This window comes from Chryseotalea sanaruensis, from assembly GCF_003990915.1.
GTDB classification, from domain to species: Bacteria; Bacteroidota; Bacteroidia; order Cytophagales; family Cyclobacteriaceae; genus Chryseotalea; species Chryseotalea sanaruensis.
Genome location: NZ_BHXQ01000007.1, coordinates 75,235 through 87,829 on the forward strand (window position 1 = coordinate 75,235; position 12,595 = coordinate 87,829).

9 protein-coding genes are annotated in these 12,595 nt (G+C 34.1%); 1 reads left to right on the forward strand and 8 read right to left on the reverse strand.

The window, feature by feature from the left end; all coding sequences use genetic code 11:
* Positions 1-728: 728 nt before the first annotated feature.
* The 5 genes from SanaruYs_RS17375 to SanaruYs_RS17395 are packed head-to-tail and all read right to left on the reverse strand — an operon-like array spanning position 729 to position 5,842.
* Complete coding sequence (locus tag SanaruYs_RS17375; protein ID WP_127123876.1) at positions 729-1,523, reverse strand: Fic family protein; 795 nt, start codon at positions 1,521-1,523, stop codon at positions 729-731.
* Positions 1,523-2,374 (reverse strand): hypothetical protein, encoded by an 852-nt coding sequence (locus SanaruYs_RS17380; RefSeq protein ID WP_127123877.1) that lies wholly within the window; start codon positions 2,372-2,374, stop codon positions 1,523-1,525. The genes SanaruYs_RS17375 and SanaruYs_RS17380 overlap by 1 nt, the downstream gene beginning before the upstream one ends.
* 1 nt (position 2,375) lies before the next feature.
* Positions 2,376-3,290, reverse strand: coding sequence for a TniB family NTP-binding protein (locus tag SanaruYs_RS17385; RefSeq protein ID WP_127123878.1), 915 nt, complete (start codon positions 3,288-3,290; stop codon positions 2,376-2,378).
* A complete protein-coding gene (locus SanaruYs_RS17390) occupies positions 3,268-5,166 on the reverse strand; it encodes a TnsB C-terminal domain-containing protein (RefSeq protein WP_127123879.1) in 1,899 nt (632 codons plus the stop codon). The genes SanaruYs_RS17385 and SanaruYs_RS17390 overlap by 23 nt, the downstream gene beginning before the upstream one ends.
* Positions 5,144-5,842, reverse strand: a complete 699-nt coding sequence (locus tag SanaruYs_RS17395) for a TnsA endonuclease N-terminal domain-containing protein (protein WP_127123880.1) — start codon at positions 5,840-5,842, stop codon at positions 5,144-5,146. Before SanaruYs_RS17395 ends, SanaruYs_RS17390 begins: the two co-directional genes overlap by 23 nt.
* Positions 5,843-6,412: 570 nt before the next feature.
* Here SanaruYs_RS17395 and SanaruYs_RS17400 point away from each other — a divergent pair.
* Positions 6,413-6,634 (forward strand): helix-turn-helix domain-containing protein, encoded by a 222-nt coding sequence (locus SanaruYs_RS17400; RefSeq protein WP_160118710.1) that lies wholly within the window; start codon positions 6,413-6,415, stop codon positions 6,632-6,634.
* A gap of 778 nt (positions 6,635-7,412) precedes the next feature.
* On the opposite strand, the gene SanaruYs_RS17405 is transcribed toward SanaruYs_RS17400, so the two are convergent.
* The 3 genes from SanaruYs_RS17405 to SanaruYs_RS17420 form a co-directional block, all read right to left on the reverse strand.
* Positions 7,413-9,149, reverse strand: coding sequence for an ABC transporter ATP-binding protein (locus SanaruYs_RS17405; RefSeq protein ID WP_127123882.1), 1,737 nt, complete (start codon positions 9,147-9,149; stop codon positions 7,413-7,415).
* A 12-nt stretch (positions 9,150-9,161) separates the two neighbouring features.
* The gene (locus SanaruYs_RS17410) at positions 9,162-9,989 is read right to left on the reverse strand and encodes a cupin-like domain-containing protein (protein ID WP_127123883.1); all 828 of its coding nucleotides are present in this window, start codon (positions 9,987-9,989) and stop codon (positions 9,162-9,164) included.
* A gap of 271 nt (positions 9,990-10,260) precedes the next feature.
* Positions 10,261-12,585, reverse strand: coding sequence for an ABC transporter permease (locus SanaruYs_RS17420; protein ID WP_127123885.1), 2,325 nt, complete (start codon positions 12,583-12,585; stop codon positions 10,261-10,263).
* Positions 12,586-12,595 lie beyond the last annotated feature (10 nt).

A 12,595-nucleotide genomic window follows, 5' to 3' on the forward strand; every position in this document is an offset into this window, starting at 1 on the left:
AAAATCGTAAAATCTATGACAAATTACGTCAAAATTGCAGTTCTCGTAGCCCTTTAAAACTATTTATTATGCCATTTGCCAAAACAAACTAATAGATAATACAGGGTTAAAGGGTAATAGCCAGCATTTACAATATCAACATAAGCTAAATCTTTTAATTGACAATTTGTGTCTGACAAAACCCAATAATCGCCACTAAATACTCTCCCTTACTAAGTTTATAAGAAACTTTGCCATCTCCTATTCTTCTTCTTTGTATTTTAACTAAAGAAGATTAATGCAAAGTATTTGGAAACTATCTAAATATTAAGGGTTCGTAATCAAAATCTTTGGATGGACAAAATCACCAATTATATAACTTCAAACGAGCTGGTGAAAGCAATGTCTGCTTGTAGTTTCTTAAAAATACAAGGTATAGTACTCTTCATCCTTGACTTCAATAATCCTATAACACATAGTCTTCTTCTAAAATGCAAAATTTTCTAACATCTTAAGACTACCAAAAGTCATTTGGAGTACTAGCTAATTAAGAAATTGTAGAGAATATGTAAAGTACGATTAGTTAATAGTGTGACTGTGCTCAGTGTTTGTATAAGTAAAAAATTATAACATGGGTGATACTACAAAAAGCTATAAACTCCATGTATGGAAGTATGCAAATGAGAATCAATTAATTGAATTAGGACGTGTGGCAAACTATAAACCAAAGTATAAAGTAGAAGTCAGTTCTAGAACACCGTAACTTCAATAGTCTTTAAAGATTCTAAGTACTGATATTCCATAAAATTAATAGATGAAACACTTTTTTTACTAAAGCTGCGTTTACGAAAAAATGAATTGTATTCTGAATATTCCTCAGAATTTACAACTAAAAAGGGTAAGTCATACTTCAAAAGAATATAATTCATAATTAGTCTTGCCAGCATACCATTGCTAGTATGATATGGCTCAATCATAATAATTGAATTGTGACAAAAGATTGCCAGCTCTACAATTAATGGAATGGGGTTGGAAGATTTCTTTATGTGAGAAGTCATTAATTTCACCTGCTTCAAAAAATGACTTAGCACTTCATCGGCTTGACCAAAAGGGCAGTAAAAATTATCATCAGCCTCTGAATAAAATAGATTCTCCCAATGTCCTAATAGATCTGTTGTATCGGTTATCGTGTGATTTATTGACTTATTATACTTTGAAAGGATTCCATGCATCTGGCGTAAATAAAAGGGAATTAAGTGATGGGAGTGATTATATGCATCTTGAACGATTTGAAGTAATGCAGCGTGATGGTTCCTAGTCAATTCACTCCACTTCATATCCTTTGTTAAAGGTCTTATGTTGTAGTGAATCAGTGCTTCCGTTTCATTACGATCAAGACAATTACCCTCCAGCCTTGTAGAATGATATGTAAGATCAATCAGATTTTGCTGATAAAGAAGGTTCTTATAAGTCTTATTTAAGCAAACATTTTTCAATTTTTGTGTGAGTTCGCACATAAGCGCCTCATTATGCTTTCTCATCATTAGGCAGCAATTTCAATTAAATTTGGCCTCGGTACATAGACTGAAAAACTTATTATTGAACCTCGGAATGGGGCTACCAATTCGCCAAATGACATCTCCCCCTCTTCGCTGATACCAACTGTAGCATATCCAGAAGCTATCAAAAGGTTGCCAAGGTTATAATTGCAGAACTTTCTTAGCGATCGCAGTTTGCCACCTGGTCGATTTTTTGAACTTCTTCCCTCGAGAGCCCACATTATGGCTTGCTGTTCGTTCACAACCTGAACATCTTTTGCTGCGATATTCTTGTAAAAACCTGGACCACAATCAACTAGGGTAAATTTCAACATGCGATCCTTAAAACTACTTGATATAAAGATTGGAGTATTTTCTTCGCAGTGTTCTGAAGCATTTTTAAAAAGTCTTCGTAAATGTCGCTTTATGTTCTGCTTCATTTCTACAGATATATCCCACCATTGGTTATCGAAAGCCTCTGTAATCAAATAGTGATTAAATCTAAAGTATTCTTCCCTAGTAAACCCACGAACAGCCGTACCTCCATTCCAGAATCTGAATTTCAAAAAAATACCCCAATTCACCTGACTACCCAGTAAGTCATACTTATAAAAGAGTGGAAGTCTATTGTCATTCTTTGTTTGAATTGAAAGCGAGTTATTTGACTTACTAAGATAGTAGCTCATTGCCGCACATACGCTGGCCATACTCCCATCAATGGTTTGGGTATTTGCAAGATCAAAAACTACTTTCGTGAATGAATACTGTCGAACAGTATTCATGATTTGTGTTATCTCTGCGAAGCCTTCATGATTAGTTTCTAGTTGTTTTAATTTTGAGTTATAATATATCCTCATATTACATTACAGGGGTTTCGGATGATTCAAATTCGAGTTCAAGAACAATTTTCTTCGTTATCTTCTCCTCCTTATCACGAATGGCTACAATTGCGGAGTTACGGATAACCATACTAATTTCACCTATTGTGCCATTGGTCTTATCCAAAATTGCCTCTGCTAGCTCAATATCTGCCGCGTCAGGTGCTTTTGGATTGGTAGTCAATAGAGAAGGTTGTTTAAGGGGCAAAACTGATATAAAACTGAACATCAGTCTAAGGAAGTTACTATCGGCTTGCCACCTGGGTATTTCCATCTTTTTAAACCTATTTTTTAATTGTGGATCGTAGGAAAAGATGTTAGTGGCTTCTTCAGTTCCAAATGCCACAAATGGCAGCTCAGCTTCATTAGAAATAAATTTAATGAGGTCCATAATTATTCTTTGCTTAGCTGGCGTAAGCCTTATAATGTGATGCACCTCATCAATCATAAGCAATCGAACCTTATGACTAATTAAAAGTTCAATTGCTTCTTCAAGCGCCATATGTGGCTTACCATAATAACAAGGTTGAAGCATCCCCTTAATTATTGCATTGATAAAACTCAGTTCAGTTGGGTTCGGGGGCATTTGAATGCTAACCACTGGCCAAATCACCCTACCCTTATCGTCTGGATAGCGCTTATAAATCTCTTCAATGCGTTTCCTAATTGAAGTCTTACCATTATCTGTTGAACCTATAACCAGAAGACTGTGCATTCTTGAATTTCTAGGGCGCTCAACCATTTCCTTTACTCTATCAAGGATTTTCTTAGCTAGTTCATACCCTATCCAGCCATCCTTTTGGATGAACTTAATTCGGGTTTCAGTAGAGTTGGGCATTTTTTCACATGATGCGAGAAAATCCCTGGTGGTGTTACTTAAATACTCTTTTACCATAATCTAGTTCGTCAAAAGGTTTGATTTCAGTTTTCTGGTCAATTTTAAAACGAGATATTTTAGTAGTAGGTGTTGATGCCTGGGGTTGAGTACCTGACTCGGTAGATTTCCTCTTTTTCCGAGCGTTCTTTTTCTTTGTATCAAGCGTTACTTTCTTAGCATTCTTTTCCAACTCATCATTCTCTCGCTTAGCTTTAAAAATCGCTTCGTCAGTTGCTTGGATATTCTTTTCCTTAAGATCAGCTTTAATTTTATTCAGCTCCCACCTGTCCATTGATACGCCTTTCGGATTTGAATATTTTATTTCATGGTAGATGCGTCCTGTTGGATCCAGCCAGTAAATACGGCTTGTGTCCCTAGGGTCGTATTTAAATTTGAAAGTCTTACTCTTCGACTTCTTACCATCTGCTCCGATTTCTTTGATACCTATCCATGGGCGGAATAAGTCATGGTAATAAGTAAGGCCGTTAATGCTTACACCATCTGGCTGAATGGTACGGACTTCATGAGGTTGAAGGTCCAGCTTAAGCTTTATCTCCTCCTGCATACCAGAAATCCTTTCTGGAGTCCCAATTCCAAGCTGGTCATTATATCCCCAGATTCCTTGCATCCATTTATCATAAGGACTCATTTCAATCCCGCGATGAATCTGAAGATGATATATATTGGTAATGTATCGAGTAAGCCAAATCTCAAACTCAGCAATAGTTAAGTTTGCATTCTTCTCAGGATGTTTATGACTTCTTTTCTCTTTACTAACCTTTGTTCCTCCATCCAAATCAGATAATGCAGTTGCAAAAGTTCCCATTAAACGCTCAATGTGAGAACCATATCTTGGCTTTCTTACTGGTCGAAACTTAAGATCTATATTATAAGATAAACATGCATCTTTTAGCATGTTTCCTCTGAATTCCTTTGCATTGTCGCAATGAATAGAAACCATTTTTCCCCAACAGGGCCAATCTCCATCCACACCTAAATCTTTTAAGAACTTTTCCTTTGGAAGAATACTATGTGCAATTGCTCGACCTGTGCCAAATGCTCCTGGCGCATCAAAACTTAAATAGAACCCAAGAATCATTCTGCTGTATACATCTATCAGTACTGTGATCCATGGTCTTTTCAAGGGCTCACGATCATCATCATCAACCAAGAAAATATCTAAAATAGTATGATCAATTTGGACAACGGAAAGCGGGGTGGTTGCGCCTGGAAATTGACCTGGCCTTGCTTCATATTGGTTATCTGCTGTGTTAACACCCTCCCTTCTTCGTTTTCTTTCGTACTCAGGAATTCCCTTTATGCGCCTTCTTATTGTACTAATGTGAGGAACTTGTAAATCAAGGTCTTCGCAAAGCATCCGGATCCTATCGAATGTTTTATTTACTGACTTGCTATTCAGATAGACTTCCTCAATAGATTCAGAAATAATTTCTTCAATCTTATCATCACCCAGTCTTTTGCCACCCTTTCCACCCCTACCCTCACTATCAACAAGTCCACCAACATGGCCACAAGTTTCGTAACGAAATATCCATTTGTAAAGCGTTGAAACATTATATCCGTGCTCTTTTGCAACTTTGACAAGCTCCACTTTATTTCCTCTTAATTCACCCAGGAATGGCTGAATAATCTTAAATCGAATTTCCGCTTTCTCTAATTCTTCGCTCGTAAAAGCATCAAATCCCCTCTCGTACTTGGCATCAGGAATATTATTTACAAGATCATTTGACGTGACATCACAAATTGCAACTCGTTGGGGTAAGCCAGTTTTAGCATCGCGAATTTGAAGATACTTCATATCCCTAAGAACCTTAGTAACGGTATACTTAACACCTTGATAATAAACGATTTCACCTTTTAATAGTCTCAACATAGCTATATGGAAAGTTTAGTTCTATAAAGTCGTTATCAGTGTTGAGCCAAATCCGTGAATCAGGACTGATCTTTTTGAACATATCAACAGCAACCCTTCTGTTGAAAATCAGTATTCGTAATTGCCTTAGTAGCTTGGCTCGTTCATTTTCATTTGTAGCAATGGAGTTCAGGAGCAGATTGGGTGTAGATTCCTTCACCCTTGCTAAAGCATCAATTATCTTCGTTGTCGAACTCAAATCAGGAACATCATCTCTAACCTTAAGCAGCTCATCAACGTTCTCACTATAAATGCCCAAGATTTCTTTATCTGTTATAATTCTATACTCAACATTGATTGATTTAGCATATTGTTTACCAGCTTTTAAGTTTCTTGCGATACGTCCCTCATCATTGTCAATTTCACTTTGATACTTTACTTCAAAGATTACTGACTTTCGATTTTTGTAGGTAACTAAAAAATCCGGATAGTGAAGTTGTTTCTTCTTATTATGTAAGTACTCAATGACTATAGGTTGGTCGAGGATGTCGATTACTTGTGAATCGAACTCTAGAATCTCAATAAAAGCGTATTCAAGGTATGACTCGAATTGAATAAGCTTGCGTGTTTTGGGACTCGCGAAAGTCCCCGTGATGGTTCTACCGTTGCTTTTTACTTTTCTTACTGGTTTTTGCATTCAATGGGGTTTATGTTAAACATTGTTACAGAACATTTACCAGAGGTTAAACCAAGGTTCTCTGGTGGATAGCCTATTTAGCAATCCATCAGCCACCAACGGTCAGGCGTCCATAAAGTTGCGACAATTAGTGTCGCGAATACCTTGCAAAAGATTTTGTGGTAACTGTCTGTAAAAGTTTCGGAGAGTTTATCAGACTATTCAATATTGACTGATATAAAAAATGTACTCTCAAAAAAATGTCTACTAATGTGTCAAACTATCTTGACTTGTCGGCTTTTTAAATATGATTTTTTGCTCAATTTTAAATTCAAACTTTATTGGTATAGATTATTGGAACGACCTATAACTTTTGATAAAACAGCAAACCTGTCAATACTAATTAATCCCATATCATCACTAAAGCTCTGACATCTAAATCCAAAATTATTAGGCAAATATTAACCACTCTTATGGAATACATAAGAATAGCCTAGGCTCTATCGTAAGACTAATATAGCAAGGGTTTTCCAATTACAAAACCCTTTTTCAAAACATTATCTATTGGTTTGTATAAACAAACCTCAGATTTTGTTAACCAGGAAAAAACTTGCAGAGGAAATTGGCCAGCGTATTCGCGAGGCACGTGTTAAAAAGGGTCTATCACTTAAAGATTTTGAAACCTACGAAAACTCTATTGAAAGAGGTAATCTTTCCGAAATTGAAAATGGTAATACCCTACCATCTGTCTATACGCTTTATAAGATCGCCCAGATACTAGGGGTTAAAATCTCTGATTTCATTAAGGAATAATTTTAGATAATCCATTCTGCTAATACAGATTAGTTTGATAATATAAATAAGCCGAATAATAAAATTATTTACCAATTGCATTACTACTTTTCTAAAGTGCAAAAAGAATGTTAGTGTCTAGTTTATCCTGTAACATTTAATCGGTAAGAAAGATAGGCTCAAGATCATTTACACCAACCCACAGCAATCGAACTAAATTTTCTTCGTCCACGAAAAGCTTAGAGCAGCATTGGGGGCGGGGACAATATTAAATTCATTGATAATTGTCATATATAAAGCAAATGCGTTTTATGGCAAAGACATACAAATTTTTATCCCTAATCGGTGAATACTAGACCGAAACATTAAGTAATGATCCTATTATACGCGCTGAACTTAAGCGAATAGGATTATCAAAATATTTACGACAGTCGCGCGCGGATCTGACAATGCTCGGCAAAAACAAAAGGCTTGTGCTAAGACATCTCAATGGCGAAGCATTTTCTATATGGGAAAAGAAATTGCTCTCACCGAGGCAAAATGTCATTATTTGCGTTCTATTTATCAATAATTAACAGAAAAGAACGAAAGACCTATTAGATAAAGCAATGGAGTTTGCAAGGTTACGCTGGCTTAACTATTCCTATTATGTCAATGTCACCCTAAAATTACATCCAGAAAAATTTGAAGAGATTCTTCTTGAACTGGGATGGAAAAATGATCTAAACAGCTCAGTATTTACCAGCACCCGTGGCTCAATTTGGGAGAAAATGTAAAATAAAATCCAATAAAATACTTTTCACATATCCCTGGCAACTTCACTGTTAACTAATTGGTTTTTAAATAATTTATAAAAACCACCCTTCATACTAATATGTTCCTTAATACTATTCACTTCAGAAGCCTTACCTTCATCTAATAATATTATCTCATCTGCAAACTGAATAGAACTTAATCTATGAGAGATAATAATGACTAATCTGATCGTTGGTTGATTATTAATGTACTCAAATACTTTTTGTTCACTTAATGAATCAAGTTCAGATGTAGCTTCATCTATGATTAAAATCTCAGGATTTCTTAACAAAGCTCTAGCAATAGCAATTTTTTGCCGTTGTCCGCCAGAAATTGTTGACCCCGTCTCGCCTAGCGTTTTTGAAGAAAAGGTATCACTGTCATCACTCGATAAACCCATTTGGTCAAGAATTGCGTCAATTTCAGATTTATTTACACTTGAATTACCATAATGAAGATTATCATATAGTGTACCATTCAAAATAAAATAATCTTGCGAACAAACTGCTAACTTTTCAATCCAATGCTTTGTTTTAATTTCGTTAAGTCGAATATTATTTACTAGAATACTTCCAGAATCCTCTTTTATTAATTTACATAACAAATCAATTAGTGTAGACTTTCCACTACCACTTTTACCAACTAAAGCATACTTTTTACCCGCTTCAAATATTACATTAATTTTATTAAGAACCTGTTTATCATTAAATGCAAAGGAGACATCCTCAAATTTAATTTCACATATTTCTCCCATTTCAATGAGTTCATCCGATGCCGATTCCAAATCTATAGGCTCATCCAATACATCATATATTCGCTTAATTGATACTGACGTCTTAACAAGATCAACATATAAACTAACTATATTTCTAAAAGGTTCGTGCAATTTGTTAGCATACTGAAGAAATGCTATAAGCGTTCCAACTGTAATAATACTTTCCAAGACTTGTTTCCCACCATAAACTAAAACAACCAATGGTATGAATGCTAATAATAGGACTGATAAGTTATTGGAGCCTGAAGTTAAAATGGTAGACTTCAGATTTAAATCAATAATTCTATTAATTCTATTTTTCATCAAAAACCCCTCATACTCATGGGAGTAAAAAAGCTTGATGAATTTAACATTTGAAAACCTTTCAGTCAAAAATGCTAAGAAATCAGATTCTTCTTTTCTTGTATTTTCAATAATGGTCTTTATTGATGGTGTGAAATATTTGGTAATCAAAATTAATAAAGGATACAGTAAGCATATTATAATAAAGAGTTCAAGATTCAAGAGAACCATAAGAACAGTTAAGCCGACTATAGTAATGATACTATTAATCATACTTATTATACTGCCAGTAAATGCTCTTCTTACTTGACTAACTTCATTATTAATTTTATAAACTAGACTGCCAACGGAATTAACTTTAAAGTAAAACATTGGTAATTTTAACATATGTGAAAATAATTTCTCTGTTAACTCCTGGGTTATTTTATTACTAATTTTTGTATATAAATAATCTGCGTAAAAATTTGCTCCAACTCGCAAAACATAAAGTCCTAATAAGGAAAAAACAATTTGGATTAAAAGTTGAAAGTCGCCCTCTCCAAAGACTTTATCAATTATTACTTTCAGAAAGTAAGGGGAGGCAAGGGCACCTAAATTCCCAATAATCAACATTATAAGTAGTACAAAACCACCAAATAAATGTTTCCTAAGTAATCCAAAAAACCGTAACCAGTATTGATACATTTTTTAATTCAATTATTTTGATTTAAAACTATCAACTATTGCCAACATTTTTTGATAAGCATTGGTATAACCAAATTCTTTGAAGGTGTTAAGCACATTTAAGTAGTTCTCCTCGTTAATAAAATTTTCAGATAATGCCAAACTAGGCTCTAAAACATAAATCGCATGCCAAATATTGCCAGGACAATATATAAGTTCCCCAGGTTGTTGAACATGAATAATAGGCTTGACTCCTTCAAAAAGGGGATACAAATTCAAATCAGGATCAAATGGATCAACTTTCCCGTTATATAAACACTTCTCGTCATTTGGATTGAAGAATACCCACAATTTTTTTCCCACGAAAAGTGCATTCCAAAAACTAGTTCCCCAAATATCTATATGCAAAGGACTTTTAGCATTCCTTGGACCAAGATACAAATTTGACATATTCAATTTTCTTACCTCATTCTCACGTTCTCTATACCATTCTCTATACCAACAAACGAAATATGAACCTGTAAAATAATCATGCTTCATACCATTTGATAAATGAAGAGCTGATTTTCCGTAATAAGGATTGGCTTCCTCTTCATTGATCATATAGGTTATAAAATTTGAAAATGTAGTTTCAATAAACTGGTGACGTCCCTCATTTACACGATCAGCCAAAATCTGGTGCTTACCATAGTTATCTGATAAATATTTAAAATTCCATTTAGGATATGAAGGCCACGTTTTCATAACATCAGTAAAAACAATGGGCTCTTTTCCTAGATCATTTTTATTAAATAAATTAGAAACTCGCACTCTATCTGAGTATGACTCATTAAGAAGCTTATTGAGATAATTATTAATCATTTGCTAACTAAGCATTTATTAATTTGTTGATTCATATATTCCAGATCAGAAAAAAAGAAAAGATCAACATTGCAGTCTGGAATTAATATTCCATAATATTTTTCTATAAATGAGGCCCATTTTAGGGCTGCCAAATCGTCTTGTACAAAAAACCACAATAGATTTAATTCAATCATTTCATCTGTGAACTTGGAATCAATTTCTAACTCCAATCGCAATAACTCAAGCAGTATTTCCTTTTTGACAGTCATAATCCAGTTGAAAGTGAGAATTACTTTTCATATAAAGTAACAGACAAACGAACTAAATTTACTTTTATAGCGTGTATTAAAATAGTTATAAAAGATATTGAAGATAGAAATAATACTGGTAGACAATATTCAAAAAAAGAAGGATAAATCCTGAATGTATACTTGATGACCCATTCAGTGTACAAGAAGTAAGCTGTTGGTGTAGCCAATGCTGTAGCTATAAAGATTAATACTCCGAACTCATTGAATAATAATTTAAGCAATGAACCGAAATTAGCGCCAAGCACTTTTCTAATAGCCATTTCCTTAACTCGTCTTTCAACACTAAAGTTTGTTAATCCAAAGAGTCCTAATGATGAGATCAATATTGATAGAATTGAAAATAGCATGCAAATCTTACCGATATTTTCCTCTGATCTATAGAGATTCTTAACCCTATCCTCCAAAGTGTAGTAAGTAAATATTTTTTCAGGACTATACTCCTTATGAATCTGTTCTAAAAATCTAATCGATTCATTGAACCTTGTCTTTTCGACTCTTACCATTAAATATTCAACTTGGTCAGATAAATAAACAATTACAAGAGGTTGTATTGCCGTAAAAAGGGAATTAAAATGAAAGTCCTTCGTAATTCCAATGACCTCTCCGGTTCCACCCCAAATCTCTATGCTCTTATCTATTATATCATAACCCATAATTTTAGCGGCACTTTCATTTATTAGAACTGAAACTGTTCCTGATGAGGACTCCTTATTTCTCCGTCCGCTTACTAGATTAATATTAAGAACATCAGAAAAACTAGGGTCAACGAAAATAACCCCGAATTGAGAACTATCTTGATCAGACTTTCCTGGCCATTTTATACCTCCAACCATTGGACTGCCGCTAAGTAAGTCATCACTAGAAAATGTAACACCACTCACATAACTTTCTGCACGTAATTTTGCTTTTATGGATTCTAACTTTTGAATTTCAGATTGTGACAATTCTTTACATATCAAATCAGTTTTATTGTATCCCAAGTCCTTATTTACTAGAAAACCAACTTGTTTGACAACACCCGAAGTGAAAACAATTAATAATATGGATAGGAAAAATTGTATGACAAAAAGTAGCTTTCTAAACCCAATTCCGCCTAGCTTAAGATTCTGATTAATATTTAAAATCTTTATTGGTTTAAACGAGGTTATTAAATATGCTGGATATATTCCTGACACGAATCCAGTAAAAACTAATAATATTAAAAGGATAACCCAAAAAAATGCTGAATTGAGCGGTAGCATTATTTGTTCAGAAAATGTCTCATTAAAGATCGGTATAATCAGCAAAACTGAGATTAAAGCTATAATAAGGGCAAAAAAAGTAAGTAGGTAGGCTTCTATAATAAACTGCCACATAAGAATCCTTCTCCCAGCTCCTAGTACCTGTTTGACGCCTGCCTCTTTAGCACGTCTAAAGGCATTTGCGCTATATAGGTTCATAAAATTTATGCATGCCATAAATAATATTAACACAGAAGCACCTATAAAGAGTGTAGCATACTCAATCCGACCCCCTATTATCTTTCCCTCTTGAATATTTGAGTATAAGTAAATTTTATCGAATGGTTGAAATAATACACTGGCAGATGTTTTGTTTTTTAAGTATTCATTTACAGTTGCTTGATGAGAAACAATATTTTTTGGATCGAAGTCTTTTAAATAAACTTCATAGTTAAATATACCTGGGTGCTCATCATAATTAGGAGCCAATAGTAAAGCATAATCGAATTTTACTGTTGATAATTCAGGGAAATCTTGGAAAACACCAGTGACATCAACCTCTTTCCATTTATCAATTAGTATCGTCTGTTGTTGAATTTTCACCATCCAATCAATACCGAATAAATTTCTTGCCATCGACTCGGAAATAACTATTGAAAAAGGATCTTTAAGAGAATTATTAATATCACCGTATAGAAATGGTCTTCCAATCACTTTGAAAAAGTTACCGCTAATTGAGGTCCCGTAAAATTCTAATTCCTTCCTATTAGCTTCTACAATATGCTTACTATTCAATACATCTTTGTAAGCCACAGCTTCGAATTCAGAAGATTGTTCGATAGATTCTATAATCTTAAATGACGTTTTCCTTACAGAACTGATCTTACCATTAAGAATGTAATTAGTAACAACTTGGAACACACTATCTCTAGAATCTAAAAACTTGTTATATGAGTATTCTTTATCAACCCAAAGTAAAAGCACAATACAAGAAGCTAGACCAATTGATAGACCGAAAACATTAATCAATAAGTTTAACTTATTATTCCAAATAGATCTCAATGCTAATCTGATATTGTACATTTTAAATTAT